The organism is Flavobacterium crocinum, from assembly GCF_003122385.1.
Taxonomy (GTDB): domain Bacteria; phylum Bacteroidota; class Bacteroidia; order Flavobacteriales; family Flavobacteriaceae; genus Flavobacterium; species Flavobacterium crocinum.
Window position 1 is genome coordinate 810,801 of record NZ_CP029255.1, and the last position, 23,361, is coordinate 834,161.

Sequence of the window (23,361 nt, forward strand, 5' to 3'; positions counted from 1 at the left end):
AGTTATTTTTAAACTGAAAGATATTAATTTTTAAGGAATTATATAATGAAATACAAACCATTCATCTTTTCCTGCATCATAAGATGTTCCGAACCAAATCCCTTTTTGGAGATAATCATTATTGAAAGCCTTTACCACTTTAATAACACTTACAGTCGGATTCATCCAGCTATCCGGATTTTGAATTAGTGTATTTGTCCCTAAATTAATTTCATTTTTCTCTTCATCTATTGTAAACAATCCAGTTGTTACTACACCATTTTGACTGCGGGTATAATTTAGTTTTCCTCCGAATTGATCAAAACGAATCCATGAATTACCTGCCGCCGCAGCCCAATCATCATTCCATCCCCAGTTATAAGAACTTGAAGCGCCTGTAGTCCATCCTTTTCCTTTTCCTAACCAGTCAACTGGATTTCCATTTCCATCCAAACTCCAAACTCTTCCTGAACCTACTCCGCCAGTAATCATTTTTAATAATTCACCAGAAGCAAAAGTCGGATTGAAACCTTCATCGTAGCTTGGTCCAGTAACAGGCGGTACATAATTGTCTGCATAATCTTTTGAAACAAAGTTCCAGATATACCACCATGGTCCTTCGCTGTTAGTTCTCAAAATAGCAATTCGCAACTGGTTTTCCGTAAGTTTTAAAATCTTAATGTTATTATTCCAATTGCTTGCGTTTGCAATATAATTGTCTGGTCTTAGAATTGTTGCGCCTGTTGTTGTTAAAGTATGTGCATTGATATCTAAGAAATAAGTACCGCTTTCTTTAAGTGTTCCGTCAGCTTCATTAATTTTCATAAATGGACCACCTTCAAGACTGAAAGTCATGGTTCTTCCCCAATGCATATCTGCATCTGTACTTGAATTAGCATTTCCTTCTGGTTCCCAGTTTGGCGTAAAATTACCCCACTCCACTGTAGTGCTAGGATCAGCATAAGACATTGCTCCAGGAGCCATACCATATTTACCATTATCTGCAATCCAAACTTTTTGTTTTCCTACTCCTCCAGATAATGCAGTCCAAAGCGGATCATTTACATAATTTAAGTTGTCCTGAGTTACTGTTACGGTAACTGGATCAAGTTCTACGATTCCTCCACCGGTAACTGCCGAGATTTTTATCGTATAATTTCCTTTGAAAGCATATTTAACAGTTTCAACAGCTTTGTCTGATTTTCCAGTTACATAATCCCAGTTTAAAATAACACCTGGAGTCGTATTTTTCAGGATTACAGTATTTCCTCCTGGATCTGTTGCAAGATCCTGAGTAATTTCAAAATGTATATCCGATTTATCCATCGCGCCATCTAGAGAATAGCTGTCAGGCGAGCAAGACGATACCAGCATTGCCAGCATCAAAAATGTCGTAATTAATACTTTTATATTTTTCATTTTTTTACTTTTTAAATTAAAAAACTACCAGCCTGCATTTTGTTTCAATACTCCATTAGATAATGTAATCTGAGTATTTGGAATCTGCTGTAATCCTTTTGTGTTTTGGATGTTTACTGTAGAAATTGTTTTTGTAGTCTGTACACCTCCGTTAAGTAAAGTTGTAGTTTCTGCAATAGTTGAAGATGCTTTTCCAATTCCCTGACGCAATAAATCCCAGTATCTAACTCCTTCCAGAGCAAACTCTAAATGTCTTTCGTTCATTATATTATCATAATTAACTGGAATAGAATTAAAAGCTGTTTTGTAAGCTCTTCTTCTAACATCATCAAAATAAGCTTGTGCATTTCCACTTCCTAATTCTGCCGCCATTAAAAGTACATCAGCATATCTTAATACTACATAATCTTGAAACTGGCTGATATCCCAGAACTGGCTTCCCATTGTTAACGGAAGATCTTTGCCATCTTTATCCACCATTGGAGTATATTTTTTGTTGTAGTAACCTGTATACTCACGCTGATTATTTATTTTATCAAATGGAATTTTTTCTTCTGTAATTCCAATTACTGTTGAAACACGTCTGGTATCATTAGCAGCATAAGCATTCCATAATTTAGAATTCACCGTTACACCCCAGCCACGTCCGTAAGGATAAGACGAGAATTCTCTCATTCCAAACATTACCAACCAATGGTTTCCATCAGTATTTCCATTATAATCACTCGTGTAAGTATATTTTATAGAAAATACGATTTCTTTATTCGCTTCACCTGCATATTTGTCAACAGAAGCTGCCGGCCATAATGTAGAGAAATCCTCTAATAAACCGTGTCCGCTAGATGCTACCACATCTTCTAAATGTGCCAAAGCTTGTGCTTTAGTCACTACTCCTGCTAAATCCGTTTTGCCATAATATCCTGTGTAGTACAAGTAAACACGACCAAGTAAAGATTTTGCTGCCCATTTTGTAATACGTCCGCTAACTGTTGCGCTGTAAGCTGACGATGGTAAATGATCTGAAGCAAAAACTAAATCTTCTGCAATTACTTTATAGACTTCTTCTGGCGCTGCCTGAGGAATATTTTCTGTTGAAGGCTTAGTCAATAAAGGAATATTTCCCCATAAACGAACCATTTCAAAATACAAGTAAGCTCTGATAAATCTTGTTTCAGACTCATAAGTATTTCTTAAAGTAGTATCGTCTTTCCAGTCAATTTGATCCATTTTTGACAATAAAACATTACAACGATAAAGCGCTTTATAGTATGCGATCCAGTTACCGTTCAGCATATCAATATCAGATGGTGAACGTTGAATGTTAAACTCATCAATAGCAGCATAATTGTAGCCGTCTGAATTTCCTGTTCCTCCAAAACAATCATCAGACATTACTTCACTAATTACCGGAACTCCTAAGCCAGAAGCTCCTGTCGCCACCTGCATTCCATCATAACAACCAACTAATGCTGCGTATGCATCATCTGTAGTTTTATAAAAATTTCCATCTGTCTGTTGTGTAAGAGGTTCTGTTTCCAGACTGCAAGAACCAAGAGAAAGTAAACTCAAACAGAAAATATATAAATAAGTCTTTTTCATTTTTTTATGTATTAAAGTTTAACATTTAGACCTAACATAAATGTTCTTGGTCTTGGATAGTAACCCACATCAACCCCTGATGAAAACTTTTGATCATCATTAGAAGAACCAAATCCTATTTCAGGATCCATTCCGTCATACTTTGTGAAAGTATAAAGGTTCAATACTGAGAAATACATTCTAAACTGACTTGCAAAAAATGGTTTTGAATGTTTCATTTTTGCTAAATCAAATCCTAATGTTACGGTGTTGATTCTTAAGAAATCTCCATCCTGAACGTATAGATCAGAGAATTGAGTAAAGTTTCTATTATCCTCTGTTACTCTTGGCATTGTGTTCGAAGAACCTTCTCCGTGCCAACGGCTTAATATTGCCGAAGTATAATTTCCGTAAGTATTTGCCTGATTTCTGTACGATTGTACGATTTGGTTTCCAGCTACTCCATTTGCATTAAGCGAAAAATCGAAAGCTTTATAACTAGCTGATAGAGAGAATCCGTAAGTAAAATCAGGGTTTGGATTTCCGATGCTTGTTTTGTCTGAAGCATCGATTTTATCATCTCCATTTGTGTTTACATAAATCAAATCTCCAGGTGCAGCATTTGGCTGTAAAACTACTCCGTTAGCCGATTTGTAATTGTCAATCTGTGCTTGGTTTTGGAAAACTCCTCCTGTTTTATATCCCCAGAAATATCCTAATGGATGTCCGTTTTCTGCTCTATAAAACTCCCCTGAGTTATCGTAAAGTTCGCCATTTAAACCGTGGATAATTCCATCTGCATTTGGAATTGACCCAACCGTATTTTTATTATAAGCACCATTTGCACTTACGCTGTAATTAAAATCTCCAATTTTATTCTGATAGTTTAAACTTAACTCAACTCCTTTATTAACCACATCTCCTCCGTTAATAAATGGAGCATCAGCACCAGCAGTTGCCAAGATTGGAGCTAAAATAAGCCAGTCTTTGTTTGTTTTTTTATACACATCAAAGTTCACGCTTAATGCATTGTCCAAAAATCTTGCATCAAACCCAAGGTCAATTTGCTCTGAAGTTTCCCATTTTAGATCAGGGTTTGCAATGTTTTGAGGATATGCACCTGGTGTAAGTACCCCTTCTTTATCGCCAAAACTGTAGTTTGTATTATTAGATTTTATTAAAGATAAAAATTGGAAAGATCTAATACTCTGGTTTCCTACTTGTCCCCAGCTTGCTCTAAATTTAAGGAAGTTGAATACTTTTGAATCTTTTAAGAATTCTTCATTTGAAGCAACCCATCCTCCAGAAACTGACGGGAAATAACCCCACTGATTTCCTTGTGCAAATTTTGAAGAACCATCTGCTCTAAGAGTAGCATTTAATAAATACTTTTCTTGGTAATTGTAATTTAATCTTCCAAAGTAAGACATTAAAACATTCTCAAACTTACTTCCTTTCATAGACATTCTAGCGCCGTCTTTATTTGTAGTGTTATCAATCCATGCGTGTTCTAAGTCATTAAAAACAGAATCTGCATTGGCTGCTTCTATAGAAGTTGTATTGTAATTAATATAAGAGGTACCAGCCATAGCTTCAAAATGGTGGCTATCGGCTACGTTAAATTTATATGTCAATAAGTTATCCCAGTTGATGCTTCTGCTTTTATTCATGTTCTGATTTACTCTGTCAAAAGCGTTGTTAGCATAAATTGATAATCGATAAATTGGAGAATAAGAATGTCCTTCGCTAACATTATAGTCAAGACCTAAAGTGGTTCTAAAAGTCAGGTTTTTAACTGGCTGGATCTGCAAGTAAACATTTCCTAATAATTTTTGACTGTTACTTTCATTCTGATTATTGTACACCATTAAAGCGTAAGGGTTTGCCACACCAGTTAACCAAGGCTCTGTACTTCCTGAAGTATCGAAGTAATTTCCGTTTGCATCATACATTGGCAGTAAAGGTGTTGCTTGAAAAGCGCCTCTTAAAGAGTTGTTGTATTGATTTCCAACACCAATTCCGTTTCTGTCAATGTAAGCAAAACTCAGGTTTTCTCCAATTGTCACAACATCTTTGTATAATTTATGTTCTGAATTGAATCTGAAATTATAACGCTCATAGTTTGATAAGTCTGGTCCTCCTACAACACCTTCTTGCCCTAAGTAAGACAAAGAAGCTGAATAAACAGAAGTCTCAGAACCGCCTGAAGCCCCAAAAGAGAAATTTTTTGTAGCCGCATTATCTGTCAGCATTTTATCCATCCAGTTGGTTCCAGAACCCATTCCTGCAATTTGAGCATTTGTAAAATACGGTGTATTTCCAGAGTTTACTCTTGCTTCATTTAATATTGTAGCATATTCCCTAGCATCCAGCAAATCTACTTTTCTTGCTACTGACTGAACGCCATAATATTGATCGAATGTGATTTGTCCAGTTGCACCACGTTTTCCTTTTTTTGTTGTAACCAACACCACTCCATTTGAAGCTTGTGAACCGTAGATTGCCGCCGAAGCCGCATCTTTTAAAACAGAAATCGATTCGATATCAGAGTTATTCAAATACGAAATATCTCCTGTAAGTACTCCGTCAACAACATAAAGCGGATTACTTCCTGCTGTTGAACCAACTCCTCTAATTACTACATTCAGGCTTTCTCCCGGTTGGCCAGAAGTTGAAGTAATTTGAAGACCCGCAGCCTGACCCTGAAGTGCCTGAAGCGCATTGGTAGTATTTGTTTTTGTTAGGTTTTCTCCACTAACCTGAGTTACAGCATTTGTAACCAAGGTTTTCTTTTGAGAACCATATCCAATAACTACAACTTCTTTAAGTTCTGCAGTTTCCGGCTGTAAAACCGCGTTGACTACTTTTTGATCGCCAACCTTAATATTCTGTGTTTTAAATCCCACGAAAGTGAATACTAAAACATCGCCTGTTTTGGCTTCAATTTTATATTTTCCATCAAAATCGGTAACAGTACTCGATTTTGTTCCCTGTACTTGTACAGTTGCTCCCGGAACACCAAATCCGTCTTCGGCAGAAGTGATGGTTCCACTTACAGTTTTGGATTCTTGAGCAAATCCAAACTGCATCATAAATACGCTAAGCAGCACCGTCATAAAATATGACAGCTTTGTTGTTTTAATACAATTTTTGCTTTTCATAATAAGAATTGATTAAGTTTAAGTTATAGTTAGTAATTTCTACCCTAAGAAAATCCCGGAAAAAATTCCCAAGCAGATCATGTCAAAAAATGAGGGCCTGAATCTCAATTCCAACATTTAATACTTGCAGACTATAAGCACCAAAATCGATTTAAAAATCAATTTCTTAAAAAAACATTTGTGGTAAGTTTAAGTTAAGTTGTAGCTTTGCTTTTTTTACTTATGGTCAATTTGAATTTATCTTATGGTAAATTTGACTACAAGTGTAAAACAAATTTTCTATATTAACAAAATATTAGGGTTAATTTTTTTCGATTCTGAGAAATACTATTTCATTTTTATCAATGCCATAAAAAGCGAAATGAAATCGAAATAAAAAATGTAGAAAAAACAACGTTTTATAAAATTGACAATCAGTCATTTAAGAAATGTGATTTTTAAAACCACTTTTTAGCACATTTTTAATTCACTGATTATCAATTTTTTGTTTCGTTAAAAAAAATATAAAGCTTTGAAGAAGGCTAATAATCATTTTATTTATTTAATTTGTCAAAATTTATCTCGAATATGGTTGAAAATGTAGATGACAGAACTGCTTCAAAAAATGAGCACAGCGCCATGAATGCGATCACAATTGACTGTGTTATTTTTGGTTTTGACAAAGGCAGTCTTGAGGTACTTTTGGTACAGCACGGAGAGGGTATCAGCAAAGGAAAATGGGGTCTTCCGGGAGGATGGATTTATAAAAAAGAAAGCACAGACAATGCGGCTCATCGATTATTAAATGAGCTAACTGGTCTTGACAATATTTATCTGGAACAGCTGAAAGCATTTGGCGATCCTGATCGTTTTCCGTTAAGACGAGTTATTACAATTGGATATTATGCTCTTGTAAAAAGAGAAGACTATAATATTAAAGCCGGTTTTACAGCTTCTGATGCACAATGGTATAAAATAGACAGCATACCGGATTTGATTTATGATCATAATGAAATCTTAGATTACAGTTTAAAACACCTTCGAAACAGAGTTCGTCAAACTCCAATTGGATTTAATCTGCTGCCGGAAAAATTTACTTTATTACAATTAATGCAGTTGTACGAAGAAATTTTAGGAATCGAAATGGACAAACCAAACTTTAGAAGAAAAATTCTTCACATGAAACTTTTGGTTGCATTAGATGAGAAACAGCAGGATGTTTCGCATCGGGCGGCACAGCTATACAAGTTTGATCCAGAAATCTATGATAAATTAACCCAAAAAGGATTTAATTTTGAATTCTGATTTTTAGTTCATTAAAATCTTTTTAAACTTCGAAACATTACAATAAATTGACAGAAATAATTACTAACGACCACAAACCCGCTGTTGAAGGAATCACAATTGACTGTGTTTTCTTTGGTTTTAACAAAGAGAGTCTCGAAGTTCTCCTGGTTCAGCACGCTCAAGGAGAAAGTAAAGGAAAATGGGGACTTCTTGGCGGATGGCTTCAATTGGACGAAAGTGCCGATGATGCCGCACAGCGTATTTTACAAGAGCTCACAGGACTTGAAGACATTTATCTGGAGCAATTAAAAGCCTTTACAAACCCGAAACGTGTTCCGGAAAGACGTGTCGTTACGATTGGTTATTACACTTTAGTCAATCGGGAAGATTATAACATTAAAGCCAGCTTAAGAGTCATAGAGGCAAAATGGTATAAAATAAACGAAATTCCGGATCTGATTTTTGATCATAATGAGATTCTAAATTTCAGTTTATTACAGCTTAGAAACAGAGTACGTCAGGCTCCAATTGGATTTAATTTACTGCCTGAAAAATTTACTTTACTACAACTGATGCATTTGTATGAAGAAATTCTGGGAATTGAATTGGATAAATCCAACTTTAGGCGAAAAATTCTGCACATGAAACTTTTGACTGCATTGGATGAAAAACAAAAAGACGTTTCGCACAGAGCAGCCAAACTTTACAAATTTGATGACGAGATGTACAAAAAATTAACTGAAAAAGGGTTTAATTTTGAATATTAGAGCCAATTTTAATTCACATCTTTCAACTATCTGAGATCAGCATTCCAGAATCCAAAACTTTGCGCTATCTTTGCGCCTTAATAACACGCTTTAAAGCAATTGTTTTGGTGTGAATTATTCCAAAAAAAAGACTTAAATCGATTAGAGAACCGATATATTAAAATGAAGAAGATACGTAACTTTTGCATTATTGCACACATTGATCACGGTAAAAGTACATTGGCGGACAGATTACTAGGCGCAACACAAACCGTTACAGCTCGTGAAGAAAAAGCACAATTGCTTGACAACATGGACTTGGAGCGTGAACGTGGAATTACTATTAAGAGTCATGCCATTCAGATGGAATACAAATACAAAGGCGAGGAATATATCTTAAACCTAATTGATACTCCCGGCCACGTAGATTTTTCGTATGAAGTTTCCAGATCTATCGCTGCCTGCGAAGGGGCTTTATTGATTGTGGATGCGGCACAAAGTATTCAGGCACAAACGATTTCAAACTTATACTTAGCACTTGAAAACGACTTAGAAATCATTCCGGTTTTGAATAAAGTCGATTTGCCAAGTGCAAACCCGGAAGAAGTTAGTGATGATATTATCGATTTATTAGGTTGTAAATTAGAGGATATTATTCATGCTTCTGGAAAAACCGGTTTTGGTGTTGAGAATATCTTAGCAGCCATTATCGAAAAAATTCCTGCCCCAAAAGGAAATCCTGAAGAGCCATTACAAGCTTTGATTTTCGACTCAGTTTACAATCCGTTCCGTGGAATTGAGGTAATCTTTAGAGTTGTAAACGGTGAAATCAAAAAAGGTCAGAAAATTAAATTCATGGCTACAGATAATGAATATTTCGCTGACGAAATTGGAACTTTAAAACTAAATCAGGTTCCTAAAAATGTAGTTTCAGCAGGAGATGTTGGTTATTTGATTTCCGGAATTAAAGAGGCTCGCGAAGTAAAAGTTGGAGATACCATTACAGATGCAAAAGTTCCGACAACTAATATGATTACTGGTTTTGAGGACGTAAAACCAATGGTATTTGCCGGAATTTATCCTGTTGATACCGAAGACTACGAAGATTTACGTTCTTCAATGGAGAAACTACAATTAAACGATGCTTCATTAGTTTTCGCTCCTGAAAGTTCTGCTGCATTAGGATTTGGTTTCCGATGCGGATTCTTAGGAATGCTTCACATGGAAATTATCCAGGAACGTTTAGAACGCGAGTTCGATATGACTGTAATTACTACAGTTCCTAACGTTTCTTATTTGGCTTACACTAAAAAACATCCAGAAACTCCATTAGTTGTAAACAATCCATCAGATTTACCGGAACCTTCAAAACTAGACAGAGTTGAAGAACCTTTTATAAAAGCTACTATCATTACAAAAGCAGATTTCGTTGGAAACGTAATGAGTTTATGTATTGAAAAACGTGGTTTAATTACCAACCAAACATACCTAACAACTGAGCGTGTTGAATTAAACTTCGATATGCCATTGGCGGAAATTGTATTCGATTTCTACGATCGTTTAAAAACTGTTTCTAAAGGTTACGCTTCTTTCGATTACTCTCCTATTGGAATGAGAACTTCTAAACTAGTTAAGCTTGACGTTCTTTTAAATGCTCAAACAGTTGATGCACTTTCTGCATTGATTCACGAAGACAACGCTTATAACATCGGTAAAAAAATGACCGAGAAATTACGCGAGTTAATTCCAAGACAACAATTTGACATTCCGATTCAGGCTGCCATTGGAGCTAAAATTATTGCTCGTGAAACGATTAAAGCACTTCGTAAAGACGTTACCGCAAAATGTTACGGTGGAGATATTTCGCGTAAGCGTAAACTTCTTGAAAAGCAGAAAAAAGGTAAAAAACGTATGCGTCAGGTAGGAAATGTTGAGATTCCGCAAGAAGCATTTATGGCTGTTTTGAAATTGAATGACTAAGATTTTCTTTTAGAAAATAGAGAAAAGAACATAGAATATAGAGGAACCCGATAACGAAGTTATCGGGTTTTTTATTGTTTAACACTAAAAAATTACAACGTCAAAACCTACAAATACACAAGAATATTAACTCAATAAATTGATTTTTAACTCATTAAATCAAAACCAAGACTTTTTTAACAGAGAAAACATAATTTTAATCTTACAACTTTAACATTATAAACTATGAAAACCAAATTTTCTGTTATTTTAGCACTATTCACTTTCTGCATTGCAAATGCTCAACAAGACGAAGTTGACGCAGAAATGAATTCCGCAAAAGGTGTGACTTTTCAACAAGGAGATATGTTTCTTGAAGGTTCTATTAAAATTAGTACTGGTGGCACAGCCGATTATTATGGATTTAGTCCAAAATTTGGCTATTTGCTAAATGATAAATTTGCAGTTGGAGCCAAATTGAATTACTCCAGTAATAAAGTAGAAACAACTCAGGTAAAAACAAATGTATTTGGAGTTGGCGCTTTTGCACGTTACTATTTCTTAGAACTGGATAAAAAACGTTTTAAAACTTATGCGGAACTTGGCTTAGGTTACGGAAGAAACAAAACCGAAACTCCTCTTGTTGGTAGCGATACCGATAACAGCTTAACTGCTGATATCAATGTTGGATTAAACTATTTTGTAACCAAAAACATTGCGGTAACTTTTGTACTGGCAAATGTTCTCGCTTACAACAGTGTTTCGCCGGAAAACGGACCATCTTCGGATACTTTTCAATTAAACATTAACTTATTTGAAAATATCTTTAATCAGCCGCAATTTGGAGTTTTGTATAGATTTTAAATCTTTCTGATAAATCATACAGTAAAGCTGTCTCAATTTGGGACAGCTTTTTTTATTTTCTTTCATTTTTTCATTTGTATCTTTGAATCTTCACAGCTAAAAAAACTTAGCTTCTCAGCAACTCAGAACCTTAGAATCTTAACAAAATGCTCGACGAAACTCCTAAACGATTTGACCGGATTATTGCTATTTTGATTCAGTTACAATCTAAAAAGATTGTAAAAGCGCAGGAATTGGCCGATCGTTTTGATTGCAGTTTAAGAACTATTTACAGGGATATCAGAACACTCGAAGCTTCGGGAGTTCCTATTTACAGTGAAGCCGGAGTTGGTTATGCTTTAATGGACGGTTACAGATTGCCTCCTGTTATGTTTACGCGAGAAGAAGTGAGCAGCTTTATTGCGGCAGAAAAATTGATGCAAAAGTTTACCGATCCTACTTTGGGAACACATTATGCATCGGCCATGTATAAACTAAAATCGGTTTTAAGAAGTACCGATAAAGATTATCTTTCCAATATCGAATCCAGAATTGTCATGCAAACTGCAGAACCGATGTTTAATGATAATTCGCCTAATACTCTGGCTGTTCTTTTTGAAGGCATTGCTGAGAAAAAACAGATTCTTTTGACCTATAAAACTTTTGAGAAAGACGAAACCACTCAGCGTAACCTGGAACCAATTGGGGTTTTTCATGACAATAACAACTGGTATTTTCTGGGATATTGTCATCTTCGAAAAGATTACCGACAGTTTAGAACCGACCGAATTCAGGGAATCAAAAAAACCGATGTTAATTTTACAATTGAACACGATGACCTGGAAACCTATTTAACTAAAGCAGAAACCTGCCCAACAACAAAAGTCCGACTTTTAATTGACCGTAAAATAGCAAGATATTTAGCGAGCGAGAGAAAATATCACGGTTTTATTTCACAAAAAGAAGTAGATGACAAAATCGAAATGACTTTTATGTCCAGAGACATCAATAATGCGTTTCCAAGATGGTTTTTGATGTTTGGAGATTATGCCGAAATTCTGGAACCTGAAATATTAAAAACGAACGTCTTAAAATTATTAGAAATTAACAAAGAAAGGTTATCATAAAAAAAACTCCTGAGAGCATTATCTTCAGGAGTTTTTTCATTTATTGCTGTTTTATCACATTGTAAAAATTGTAATCTGTATTGGAAGCATCCGTAATTCCGATATTTCTTCCTATGGTTACAATCTGTCCGCGGTGATATGTGCCGTGATTAATTACCTGAATCAGATAATCTGCAATTGGCAATTCGCATTCAAACCACGGATTTACGATTTTAATTTCTGTACTTAAATCTTCTTCAGACAATGAGTTGATGAAATGTTTCAATTTTGCAGATGAGTTGAGCAATCCTTCAAAAATCTCTTCTTTCGATAATTCGTTTTCCTCCTTCTTTTGAGAAACATCTTTTTGGGAAATTACAGAAAACCAATATTCTTCTGTAGACCAAATATGGTCGAGTGTTTTCATTATAGTTGAAAAGCTCGAAGGTACTTCTGCATACAGCAATTCATCTGACTTCGGCGAAAGCCAGTTTACAAATTGCTGATTTACCCATAAATTATAATCGGCATAATTGGACATTATCTTCTTTAAACTCATATTCTTAATTTTAGATTCGTGATATTAAGTTAGCAAAAAATTATCAATTATCTTTCCCAGAAAAACGGCGGTTCGATATTCAAAGCTCTTAAATAAACATAAGCCTGTCCTCTGTGGTGCACTTCGTTATCAATAAAGTACAAAATGTTCTGAATAATTGGAAATTCATACTGTCCAAAAAGATTAAAAGTTTCGCTGAAATCTTCAATAGACAATTGTTCCCAGTATGTATTGATTTCTTCTGTCGCTTCATCCCATTTTTCAAGGTATTGTGCTTTAAAAATCAATTTTTCTCCTCCTTCGGAGAATGCTTCAGTTTGTTTCGTTACAATTCCTCTAAGTCCTGGAACTGCAATAGCCAAAAGTTCATCAACTAATTTTGCAAAAGGACGCATTCCTCCTATTGAAAATTCGAAGAAATCTTTCTCCGGAAAAATTTCAATTAATCGACGTGTAAGAGCACGATGACCTTGCCAGTGTTTCAATAAATCTTCTTGTGTAATTACTTGTGCAGCTAATGTTTTCATGGTTTTAAAGTTTAAATATTTTTAATACTTCAAAAGTAGAATGGGCCTGTGACAACAGTTTGTCAGTAGGAAAAAATAATTTTTAGAATATTTTAGAATTCATTCTTTAATCGTAACAAAAACTAACGCTTCTCTTTCCTATTTAAACAACTTAGGCTCTTTATTTACAAGCGGTTCACTAATAATTTAACACAATTAAAATTCTCTTTCATTTTTGTTTAAATAGGGTTGAAAAATCACAAAATACTGATAATCATAATTTTAAAGATAAATAATTTCGTAACTTTAAATAACCCTACTAATAAAAATATGAATTATGAGAGCGGCTCTACTTCTACTTTTATTATTTTGTTCGGCTATATCTTCATCACAAGGAATCATAGTCGATACTACGAGCTTGGGTATTCCTGAACTGGTACGAACAGAATTAATGCAGAATGGCTGTTCAAACGAAAGTAATTTTAAATTCTCCTCGCGTCAGGGAATCGGTAAATTCACAAGTACTAATCCAAACTTTCCTATTTCCAGCGGTATCATTATACGAAACGGAATGGCCAAATATACTGAAGGATCTTATACTGGTATCAATGAAAGCAGCAAACTGAATAATGCTACCGATAGCGATTTACAGCAAATCAGTGATAGCAACGGACAAATTGTACCTGTTACAGATGTCAGTTTTCTTCAGTTTGATTTTACGCCTTTATCAAGCAATTTTAGTTTTGATTTTCTGTTTGCCTCGAATGAATACGGTGAATTTCAATGCGGCTTTAGCGATGTTTTTGCTTTTATACTGACTGATTTAACAACGGGAATTTCTACCAATCTTGCCGTAGTTCCGGGAACAACGACTCCTGTATCGGTCAAGAATATTAGGGACCAGCAGTATAATTCGTCCTGTTTATCTGCCAATGCTACTTTATTTGATCGTTATAATGTTGCGAATCCTGCTGAGTCGGCTATCAATATGAGAGGTGAGACCAAAGTTTTAACAGCTTCTTCAACTGTAATTCCAAACAGAACTTATCGCATAAAATTGGCTATTGGCGATTATAACGACAGTAATTACGATTCGGCAGTTTTTATAAAAGGAGGCAGCTTTATGACTACTATGGATTTAGGTCCCGACAGAATCATTTGTCAAGGCGAAAAAATCACACTAAAGTCTGATTTAGTGGGGAATTTCAGTTATGTCTGGACACTAAACGGAGCAGTAATTCCAAATGAAACCAGCAATTCTTTGACAGTCGATAAAGCCGGAACTTATGGAGTAACAGCAACATTTTCCGGTTGTGTAGTTAAAGATGAAGTTGTAATTAATGATTTAATTATTAAAAACCCCAAAAACTTAACTGCCTGTTACAATACAACCAGTACTTATCAATATGATTTAACCCAAAACAACTTAACTGAATTAGGCATTGATCCCGCTAAATATTCGATTTATTATTTTGATTCTTTAGCTTCCGCTAATGTCAACGAACCAATTATCCCTGAAAATCAGTTAAAATCTTATATCAGTTCCGGCAATCAAACTATTTATATAAAAGTGGTACCTGTTAATGATAAAACTTTCTTTTGTAACAATCTAATTTCATTCAGTTTATTAGTAACGAATCCTATCAATGTTGTAAAACCTCCAGACATCAATGTTTGTGCTAACATTTTTAAAAATGCAACCGCTGATTTAACTGTTCAGGAAGCCATTATCTTAAATGGATTAAATCCTAATGAATACAGAATCAGATATTACAACAGCGAAACAGAGGCTAACAACGCCAGAAACAACATTGCAGATCCTAAAGTTTTTGCGACATCTTTGTCACAATCACCTAAAACTATTTTGGCACGTATTGAAAATATTTCCAATCCAATTTGTTATACAACAATAAATTTCAATGTAATTGTTAATCCACTTCCTGCTGTGGATACAATTCCGAATGTAATTGCGTGCGAAAGCTATATTCTGCCGCCAATTACAAATGGGGAATATAATACATCAGTAAACGGAACGGGAACTAAACTTAATCCCGGATATGTTGTCACCAAAGGTGGCACTTATTATATCTATCAGGGTCCTACAACAAACAGCTGTAGCAACGAAAGCAGTTTTAATGTCACGCTGATTTATGAAATTGGTTTTAAAAAAGAAGCCTGTGGCCAATTTGTCGTTCCAAGAGTACCTGCAGGCGGTTTTTTCACTCAGCCAGGAGGGCGTGGAGATTCTATTCCGGAAGGAACTGTGTTTACAACAAGTCAGACTATTTATTATTATGCTATAATTAACGGATCTGTGTGTCGTGACATTCCAGTACCTTTTACAGTTTATCCTCTGCCCGAAATAGATAAACCTGACAATGTTGTGACTTGCGATTCGTATACACTTCCAGCTTTAACAAACGGAAATTATTTTACTTTATCAGGCGGTTTAGGCAAAGCTTTGAAAGCGGGAGACAAAATAACTTCCAGTCAGACGGTATTTGTTTTTGCAAATGACGGAAGATGCACCAACGAGCATTCATTTAAAATTGATATTGTAAATTCTCCCATTTTTGTTCCAATTTCAAGATGCGGCAGTTTCACATTACCTTCAGTTGCCATTGGCGGTTATTATGAAAGTCCGGGAGGTCAGGGTAAAAGCATTCCGGTCGGAACTGTTATTACCAATTCACAAACGGTGTACTATTATACAGCAACTACAACTTCTCCCAATTGTACCGAAAATCTTAAATATGTAATTACTATAAAACCACTTCCTCCTGTAGATACTCCGGCGAATAGACTGGAATGTGCTCGCTATGTTTTACCTCCATTGGTAAACGGCAACTATTTTACAAGACCCAATGGTGGCGGAACACGACTAAAAGCAGGTGACATTATAACCACAACACAAACTATTTATGTGTATTCAGTTGGTCCTGAATGTACAAATGAACATAGTTTTACTGTTCAAATAAAACCTCTTCCACTCGTTGACAGTTTTACTGATGTAGTAACATGTACAGCGTTTCAGCTTCCAAAACTTAAAAACGGAAAATACTACACAGCTACTGGAGGTCCGCATGGCTTGGGAACCCAGTTAGCAGAAGGAACTGCCATCAACACCACGCAGACTATTTATATTTACAACGAATGGGCTGATTTTACTTCCTGTAGTAATGAAACTTTCTTTAAAGTAAATTACCTCGGAATAGATGTTGGCAATTTCAGTAACATAAATGTTTGCGACAGTTATACTTTACCTCCACTAACATTGGGAAATTATTATGCACAACCAGGTGGAAAAGACTCCATTATTCCGGCAGGAACTGTATTAAAAACCTCGCAGACCGTTTATGTTTATGCCGTTTCAGGCACACGTCTGACCTGTGTTAGCGAAAAGAGTTTTTCGGTTACTATTTCTCAGACTCCCGTTTTAAGTAACACACCTGATGTTGCTATTTGCGAAAGCTACACTTTACCTCCTTTAGCTATCGGAAATTATTACAGTGGTCCAAATGCAACCGGAACTTTATTTGCTGCTGGTCAAAAAATAAATACCAGCCAAAGATTATATATCTACGCCGCCTCAGCCACAAATTCTACTTGTTTTGCTCAGGATGATTTTTACATTACTATTTATCCTTTAAAAAATTTCTCCTTACAAAACGGAATCATCTGCGTGGATTATCAAACTGGAGCAGTATTAAATCCTGTTGTATTGAATTCAGGAATTAATTCACCGGATTATACGGTTGAGTGGTATTTTAACAACAACAAAATAAGTACAGGACCAACATATACTGCAACTCAGGAAGGTGTTTATACTGTTGTTCCCGTAAAAAATGTACCAGATGTTGGTAACGACTGCGGGTACAATCCGGCGACTGTAACCGTAGAAAAATCGAGTCCGGCTATTGCAACCGTAACAGTGTCGGATGAATTTGAAGAGAATATCGATATTATCGTGAGCCTAATTAATGGTTTTGGAAACTATGAATACCAGCTGGATGACGGCGATTTTCAAGTCAACAATGTATTTAAAGATGTTGATTCAGGAGAACACGCTATCACAGTAAGGGACATTAAAGCAAATTGCGACAATCTTATTTTATTTGCCAAAGTGCTTAAATATCCTAAGTTTTTCACTCCAAACAATGATGGTTACCATGATACCTGGAACATTCCCGATCTTGCAGATCAGCCAGATGCGGTTATTACAATTTTCGACCGTTATGGTAAATTTATCAAAATGATTAAACCTTCTGGCGTCGGCTGGGATGGAAATTTCAATGGCAGTCCGCTTCCTTCTTCTGATTATTGGTTTCAGGTTACTTATATCCAAAATGGTGTGGTTCAAGAATTCAAAGCACATTTTAGTTTGAAACGATAATCCATTCTTTTGGCGTGTCACCATCCCGACAAGAGGGCAAACTTAGATTGCGCTTATTCGCCCTCTTGTCGGCATGCTGTCAGGCTGTCCGCGTTACTTCGGTAACTTGCTTCCATCCTTCACGCAGTACCACAAGAACGTTTTTTGGAAATTATAATTGAATCTGTCTGGAAACACTTTGCGTAGACGCACTGCAGTGCGTCTCTACAGAATAAACCTGCTAGAAAAAAAACTTAGAACCTTAGCATCTTAGAATCTTAGCATCTTTCAAAAAAACCTTTGTACCTTTGCAGCTTACAAACTTTGGAACTCAGAAAAAATGATTGAAGATAAAAATCAACAACGTACCAGTATAGCTCAATTAGGAGAATTCGGTTTAATTGAACATTTGACCAAAAACTTTGATGTTACTCAGGAATCTACTTTAAAAAGTATAGGCGATGATGCCGCTGTTCTTGATTTTAAAGACAAAAAAGTAGTTGTTTCTACAGATTTATTGATAGAAGGAGTTCATTTTGATTTGGCTTATATGCCGTTAAAACATTTAGGATACAAAGCTGTTGTCGTAAACGTTTCTGATATCTGCGCGATGAATGCAAAACCAACACAAATTACAGTTTCTGTAGCAGTTTCAAATCGTTTTCCATTAGAAGCTCTTGAAGAATTATTTGCCGGAATCACACATGCAGCAAAAGAATATAAAGTAGATGTAATTGGCGGTGATACGACCTCATCTCAAAAAGGTCTGATTATTAGTATTACTGCTATTGGAGAAGCTGACGAAAATGAATTGGTTTACAGAAATGGAGCAAAACAAACTGATTTATTAGTGGTAACAGGAGACATTGGTGCTGCCTATATGGGATTACAGGTTTTAGAACGTGAGAAACAAGTTTTTCAGGTTAATCCAAACAATCAGCCGGATTTAGATCCTTATACCTATTTAGTAGAACGTCAGCTAAAACCAGAAGCAAGAAAAGATGTTAGAACTTTGCTTCATGCTTTAAATATTAAACCTACTGCAATGATCGACATTTCGGACGGATTATCTTCTGAAATAATTCACATCTGTAAACAATCAAAAGTGGGTTGTAATCTATATGAAGATAAATTGCCTTTAGATCCGCAGTTTATTTCTACCTGCGAAGAATTTAATATTGACAGTACAACAGTCGCTATTAACGGTGGTGAAGATTACGAACTTTTATTTACAATTGACATCAACGATTTTGACAAAATAAAAGGAAACCCGAATTTCTCTGTTATTGGTCACATGACAGAAGAAAACGAAGGAATTCATCTTGTAACCCGCGCCAACACCAAAATTGCTTTAAAAGCACGTGGATGGGACGCTCTTACCGAATAAATTTTTAAAAATTCCAATAAAAAAAATCCAAATTCCAATGCTTATAACTATTGGAATTTGGATTTTGTTTTTTGGAATTTCCTTGTTATTGGAATTTGGAATTTTCTAATTGGAATTTCTTTTTAAAAAAGCCCTTTACTCTTTGCTTCCCTAACCAGATCATCATCAGAACCACTTTTGATTTTCAATAATTCTTTCAGGTGTTTTTTTCTTTTGTCAATTGCATTCAAAGAAATAGGAATATTGATAAGCATCTCAGTAACAGATACGCCTTTCGCCAGATTAATTAATATTTGTTTGTCATATTGATCAATTTCTATAGCGTTATGAGTAGTCTGATTCAGCATTTTTACTACAGACTGACTGTAATATTTTTCACTTTTCATCACATTATCAAAAGCCAAAAGCAATTCATCAAATGTAAGATCATTTTTAATGATTAATCCGTTAGGCTGAATACTTCTGATTATAGTTTTAATTTTCAGCAATTCCGTGTACATGGTCAAAAGAATAATCTTGCAGGAAGGCATTTTCTTTGATAATAACTTTGCCAGGTCTTCTCCTGAAAAAATCTCTTTTTCTTCATAAGGCGGCATACTGATATCTAAAAAAGCGATATCAAATACTGTTGTGTTGGCGTTTTCAATTATATCATAGCCTGATTTACAATCATGCGCCTGGGAAATCAAAAACTCATATTGTTTTGGATTATAACGAGTTATGGCATTTTTATATCCTTCAATAATAAATGGATGATCATCTACTATTAAAATATTCTTTTTAACTAATTGTGGAACTGATGATGTTAAATCAAATGTCATTATGCTGCAGGTTATTATTTGGGTCCATTGGTATTTTTACAATAAGGATTGTTCCTTCTCCTTTGGCAGATTTTATAGTAACTGTTCCCTTACATTCTGTGGCCCTGTACTCAATATTGTGCAGACCAATTCCATTTTTAGTTTTATTGGTATTAAATCCGATTCCGTCATCTTCAATCGTTAACACCAAATCATCATTTTCTTTCCTGAACTCTACTTTAATAATATCAGCCTTGGCATACTTATTACAATTTTGAAGTCCTTCCTGAACGATACGATACAGATTGATTTTAACAATATTACTAATTAATTCCCATTTAACATCGGGATCTAAAGAGGTAATTAATTTAGAACTATAAGTAATTATCTGATTTTCAAATAGTTTATTAAGAATCGCAACAAAATTATTAATTAATTCTGACTTTTCCCTATTCAAATCGTGAGAAATTTCACGTATATCCTGTTCAATATTTTTAAGTTCTGCCAAATATTTTTTTCTTTTAGAGGCAGCTTCCGCTTCATCAACCTTATCCAAACTGTCTAAACTGATCCTTATCCCAAACATACGACCCAAAACACCGTCATGTAATTCCTGTGCTACTTTTTTCTTTTCTTTAATTCGTGTCAGCTCAATTTCATTTTGCTGAGAAATCATTAAATTGTAAATATCTTCATTTGCAATCTGCTGTTGTTGTTTAAAAAGTAATTCGCGATTTTTAGCCTGTTGAGTTTTATAAACATAAAAAAACAATCCGAGCAATGTACAAATACTAAAAACATAAACCAAAGTCTTGTTCTTTTCCTGCAAACTGGAATTTTGATCCTTTATTTCGTTTGTTTCATATTCAATTCTGGAAAACTTTTCGCCCATGTTTCGTTCTGCTTTCAGCATTTTATCATTAAGCCGTATGTATTCTTTAGAATATATTGATGCATTCTTAGGATCAACAATACCTATCTGTTTTAAGGCGATCAAAGTATTATTCAATTTGTCCGAAGAACGGGAAGTTAACAAAGCTTGTTTTGAAAATTGTATCGCCTTGGCAGTATCTTTTTTCAATGCATAATATTGAGATAAATGTATTTGATTGGATATCGTTGCTGTTTTTAATCCTAAACTGTCTCTTATTTTCAATGACCTGTAAAAATCGCCCGGAAGTCCATCCATAATTCCCGATTTAAACTTAGAGTAGGCCAGATTATCAAGTAACATTGCATACAATATTGTCTTTTCTTTAAAAAGATTTTTCTCTTCCAATCCTTTTTGAAAATAAAAAATTGCCCGTTTATAATTATTCATACGCATATAAACGAATCCAATATTATTTAAGGAAGTTGCTTTAAGTTGTAACTCCAAAGGAATGGAATTATCATCTAATGTATTTAATGCCTTGTTTTGATATTCTAAAGCTTTGCTATATTCTTCTCTTTCATTATAAAGAATTCCAAGAAGATTGTAACATTCATAAAGTTGGTCATTTACATTTTTTTCGTGCTTAAATATTTCCAAAGCTTTAAACACGGACATCTCACTTTCAAAAAAATCCGCTTCATTATATTGTAAACTAGCTTTGCTTAATAATGTTTTAGCCAAATTAAGCTGATCATTAATCTGAACGAATTTTTTCTGAGCTTTATAATAATTTCTGTAAGCGCTATCTGAAATCATTTGCGAACTGTAGTAATCACCAAGGTAAGTATAAGCCCTGGCTGTACTTGCAGCATCATTTCTTATTAAGGATTTATCTAAAACCATTTCCGATATTTTACGATATGATTTAAAATCATTCATATTGTAATAACGGTTAGCTATCTTAAATAAATTAACGATTTGAAGTGAGTCGTTTTCCTGCTCATTAACAATAGAAAACGCTTGCTGAGTATACCTCTGTCTAGTGGCATAACTCAAATTATCATCGTTTGCTAATGATAAATAAACAGGGAGACTATCATTAGAAGAATTTACACTTTTATCTAATTGATTTTTCTTCGTACAATTAAGAAAAATCAAAAATAAACAAACTACTATTTGGTAATATTTTCTCAATATAGTTCTGAATTTTACCAAAAATACTAAAACTATATGCAAAAAAAAAGCTGTCAGAAATTTGACAGCTTTTTTTGATCTTTATATTGGAATTAATCCATTTTTTTATTTCCACCAACTGACTGGTTGATACTTGCAAAGTTTGATTGATTATTTTGGCTTACCAATTCCGATTTTTCCATCATAAAATCACGCTTTTTTGTTCCTCCTGTAGAGCCCTGACCGTTCATAATCGGCGGATCAATAGTTAATAAAGAAGCTGATTTATTACTTGAAACTTCTGGGTTTGCAAAAGAAGTTGCCACCATTACTAAAGAAAATAATCCGATTGTCAAAGCTGTTTTTTTCATGACCTGAGGTTTTAAATGTTTGTTTACTTTTTTTGGAGAATGACCCGTTGTTTGTTGCGAATCATGGTGTAAAACTAATACGAGGGTCGAGAAAAATTTATACAAAAATTTGAGTTTGTGGTAGATCATACCCAATTGATAGTCAATGGATAGCAAATTCGTGTAAACGTCTGGTTTTTAGATTTCTAAGTAATTTCCTGCAGCAAAATCAGCAATTATAGAATCAACGTTTGCTTTATAGGTTTTAGAGAAAGGAATTTTCTTAGAAGAATTTTTGATGTAACAGATTGAGTTTCCGCTATGAATTCTCGCAATATAATTACGATTGATTACATAACTGTTGTGGATTCTAATAAAAGGATAAGTCAAAACGCTCTCAAAATGCTTTAACGTTTTAAATGCCGTAATCATTTCGCCGGTATTTAAATAAATATCGGTCGAATTATTATCAGCCTGAAAATAACAAATATCGGCTGCATCTAAATACCGATAATCTCCATACGATTTTATACAAATCATTAAGGGTTTTTCGATATTCTGAGGAATCGTTACGTTGTTTACGTTATCAATTACTATAGAAGTCGGCTCTTCTGTAAATTGTGGTGTTTTGCTGTCTAAATTGGCTTTTTTAAGCCTTAAAACCGATTTTAGAAGATCGACATGCGCAACAGGTTTTAAAATGTAATCAAAGACGCCATATTGAATTGCATCAAAAGCTTTGTCTTTTTTATTTGTAGTAATTATAATTTTTGGGATTTCCTGAAAGAAACGATGCAGTTCGCTAATAAAAGACAAAGACAATTCACTTGCCTTGTTTTTAGGATCTATTTCCAAAAAAACCAGAGCCGGTTTATGTTCTAAAACCAAATTTAAACCTTCGTGAAAATTTGATGCCGAAGCCGTAAAAGATAATTCTGAAAAACCTGCAGCGGTTGTTTTGGTCTTCAAAATACTTTCAGCATCATCATCGATAATAATATACGAATACTTTTTCAAATTTTGGTTTTGTTGTTTTCCTCACTTCACAATCTCAATCAAAAAAACAATTTAATTTGATCCTTAGCGAAAATTTTTTGGTTTTAGCATTTTTTCGCATTTAAAAATACGGATTTTAGATTTTTAAACATTTCATTGTTAACACATTACACCAAAATGTTGATACATAAAGATGAAATGCAAAAAACATCGATAAACTACCTCTTTTTAAAAATCAAAAATCCCAAACTCCTTTACGGAATTTGGGATCTTTACTATAGTTTGTA

The 23,361-nt window shown here is 34.5% G+C and carries 16 protein-coding genes; 7 read left to right on the forward strand and 9 right to left on the reverse strand.

All coding sequences use genetic code 11. The annotated features are described in order from the left end of the window. Nucleotides 1-30: 30 nt before the first annotated feature. The 3 genes from HYN56_RS03880 to HYN56_RS03890 are packed head-to-tail and all read right to left on the reverse strand — an operon-like array spanning nt 31 to nt 6,137. Entirely contained in the window at nt 31-1,398 is a 1,368-nt protein-coding gene (locus HYN56_RS03880; RefSeq protein WP_240622653.1) for a hypothetical protein, read from the reverse strand. A gap of 24 nt (nt 1,399-1,422) precedes the next feature. After that, entirely contained in the window at nt 1,423-2,997 is a 1,575-nt protein-coding gene (locus HYN56_RS03885) for a RagB/SusD family nutrient uptake outer membrane protein (RefSeq protein ID WP_109190978.1), read from the reverse strand. Between the two features lie 11 nt (nt 2,998-3,008). Continuing rightward, on the reverse strand, nt 3,009-6,137 hold the full coding sequence (locus tag HYN56_RS03890; protein ID WP_109190979.1) for a SusC/RagA family TonB-linked outer membrane protein: 3,129 nt from the start codon (nt 6,135-6,137) through the stop codon (nt 3,009-3,011). Nucleotides 6,138-6,704: 567 nt separating this feature from the next. Between HYN56_RS03890 and HYN56_RS03895 the strand changes: the two genes are divergently transcribed. From HYN56_RS03895 to HYN56_RS03915, 5 genes are all read left to right on the forward strand, one after another. After that, nucleotides 6,705-7,421, forward strand: coding sequence for an NUDIX hydrolase (locus tag HYN56_RS03895; protein ID WP_109190980.1), 717 nt, complete (start codon nt 6,705-6,707; stop codon nt 7,419-7,421). Nucleotides 7,422-7,468: 47 nt separating this feature from the next. Next, the gene (locus HYN56_RS03900; protein ID WP_109190981.1) at nt 7,469-8,170 is read left to right on the forward strand and encodes an NUDIX hydrolase; all 702 of its coding nucleotides are present in this window, start codon (nt 7,469-7,471) and stop codon (nt 8,168-8,170) included. A gap of 162 nt (nt 8,171-8,332) precedes the next feature. After that, nucleotides 8,333-10,129 (forward strand): translation elongation factor 4, encoded by a 1,797-nt coding sequence (gene lepA, locus HYN56_RS03905; protein ID WP_109190982.1) that lies wholly within the window; start codon nt 8,333-8,335, stop codon nt 10,127-10,129. A 225-nt stretch (nt 10,130-10,354) separates the two neighbouring features. After that, nucleotides 10,355-10,972, forward strand: a complete 618-nt coding sequence (locus tag HYN56_RS03910; protein ID WP_109190983.1) for an outer membrane beta-barrel protein — start codon at nt 10,355-10,357, stop codon at nt 10,970-10,972. 146 nt (nt 10,973-11,118) lie between these two features. Further along, nucleotides 11,119-12,078 (forward strand): helix-turn-helix transcriptional regulator, encoded by a 960-nt coding sequence (locus HYN56_RS03915; RefSeq protein ID WP_109190984.1) that lies wholly within the window; start codon nt 11,119-11,121, stop codon nt 12,076-12,078. A gap of 40 nt (nt 12,079-12,118) precedes the next feature. Here the strand turns inward: HYN56_RS03915 and HYN56_RS03920 are convergent, their stop codons facing one another. Together HYN56_RS03920 and HYN56_RS03925 are read right to left on the reverse strand one after the other, a co-directional pair. Then, the gene (locus HYN56_RS03920) at nt 12,119-12,616 is read right to left on the reverse strand and encodes a DinB family protein (protein ID WP_109190985.1); all 498 of its coding nucleotides are present in this window, start codon (nt 12,614-12,616) and stop codon (nt 12,119-12,121) included. A 47-nt stretch (nt 12,617-12,663) separates the two neighbouring features. Continuing rightward, nucleotides 12,664-13,143: a DinB family protein gene (locus HYN56_RS03925; RefSeq protein ID WP_109190986.1), complete on the reverse strand. Its 480-nt coding sequence runs from the start codon at nt 13,141-13,143 to the stop codon at nt 12,664-12,666. 316 nt (nt 13,144-13,459) lie between these two features. Here HYN56_RS03925 and HYN56_RS03930 point away from each other — a divergent pair, with 316 nt between their 5' ends. Both HYN56_RS03930 and thiL read left to right on the forward strand, forming a co-directional pair. Beyond that, the gene (locus HYN56_RS03930; protein WP_109190987.1) at nt 13,460-17,515 is read left to right on the forward strand and encodes a T9SS type B sorting domain-containing protein; all 4,056 of its coding nucleotides are present in this window, start codon (nt 13,460-13,462) and stop codon (nt 17,513-17,515) included. Between the two features lie 319 nt (nt 17,516-17,834). Continuing rightward, nucleotides 17,835-18,881: a thiamine-phosphate kinase gene (thiL, locus tag HYN56_RS03935; RefSeq protein WP_109190988.1), complete on the forward strand. Its 1,047-nt coding sequence runs from the start codon at nt 17,835-17,837 to the stop codon at nt 18,879-18,881. Between the two features lie 122 nt (nt 18,882-19,003). Here thiL and HYN56_RS03940 read toward each other — a convergent pair whose 3' ends face one another. From HYN56_RS03940 to HYN56_RS03955, 4 genes are all read right to left on the reverse strand, one after another. Further along, a complete protein-coding gene (locus HYN56_RS03940; protein ID WP_109190989.1) occupies nt 19,004-19,702 on the reverse strand; it encodes a response regulator in 699 nt (232 codons plus the stop codon). After that, nucleotides 19,692-21,749 (reverse strand): tetratricopeptide repeat-containing sensor histidine kinase, encoded by a 2,058-nt coding sequence (locus HYN56_RS03945; protein ID WP_167398271.1) that lies wholly within the window; start codon nt 21,747-21,749, stop codon nt 19,692-19,694. Before HYN56_RS03945 ends, HYN56_RS03940 begins: the two co-directional genes overlap by 11 nt. 92 nt (nt 21,750-21,841) lie before the next feature. Continuing rightward, a complete protein-coding gene (locus HYN56_RS03950; protein WP_146194567.1) occupies nt 21,842-22,099 on the reverse strand; it encodes a hypothetical protein in 258 nt (85 codons plus the stop codon). Nucleotides 22,100-22,276: 177 nt separating this feature from the next. Beyond that, a complete protein-coding gene (locus HYN56_RS03955; protein WP_109190992.1) occupies nt 22,277-23,095 on the reverse strand; it encodes a LytR/AlgR family response regulator transcription factor in 819 nt (272 codons plus the stop codon). Between the last annotated feature and the right edge of the window lie 266 nt (nt 23,096-23,361).

Coding starts and splice junctions, on each gene's coding strand:
- HYN56_RS03880 (WP_240622653.1), bottom strand. CDS start 1,398: ATGAAAAATATAAAAGTATTAATTACGACATTTTTGATGCTGGCAATG.
- HYN56_RS03885 (WP_109190978.1), bottom strand. CDS start 2,997: ATGAAAAAGACTTATTTATATATTTTCTGTTTGAGTTTACTTTCTCTT.
- HYN56_RS03890 (WP_109190979.1), bottom strand. CDS start 6,137: ATGAAAAGCAAAAATTGTATTAAAACAACAAAGCTGTCATATTTTATG.
- HYN56_RS03895 (WP_109190980.1), top strand. CDS start 6,705: ATGGTTGAAAATGTAGATGACAGAACTGCTTCAAAAAATGAGCACAGC.
- lepA (WP_109190982.1), top strand. CDS start 8,333: ATGAAGAAGATACGTAACTTTTGCATTATTGCACACATTGATCACGGT.
- HYN56_RS03910 (WP_109190983.1), top strand. CDS start 10,355: ATGAAAACCAAATTTTCTGTTATTTTAGCACTATTCACTTTCTGCATT.
- HYN56_RS03915 (WP_109190984.1), top strand. CDS start 11,119: ATGCTCGACGAAACTCCTAAACGATTTGACCGGATTATTGCTATTTTG.
- HYN56_RS03920 (WP_109190985.1), bottom strand. CDS start 12,616: ATGAGTTTAAAGAAGATAATGTCCAATTATGCCGATTATAATTTATGG.
- HYN56_RS03925 (WP_109190986.1), bottom strand. CDS start 13,143: ATGAAAACATTAGCTGCACAAGTAATTACACAAGAAGATTTATTGAAA.
- HYN56_RS03930 (WP_109190987.1), top strand. CDS start 13,460: ATGAGAGCGGCTCTACTTCTACTTTTATTATTTTGTTCGGCTATATCT.
- thiL (WP_109190988.1), top strand. CDS start 17,835: ATGATTGAAGATAAAAATCAACAACGTACCAGTATAGCTCAATTAGGA.
- HYN56_RS03940 (WP_109190989.1), bottom strand. CDS start 19,702: ATGACATTTGATTTAACATCATCAGTTCCACAATTAGTTAAAAAGAAT.
- HYN56_RS03950 (WP_146194567.1), bottom strand. CDS start 22,099: ATGAAAAAAACAGCTTTGACAATCGGATTATTTTCTTTAGTAATGGTG.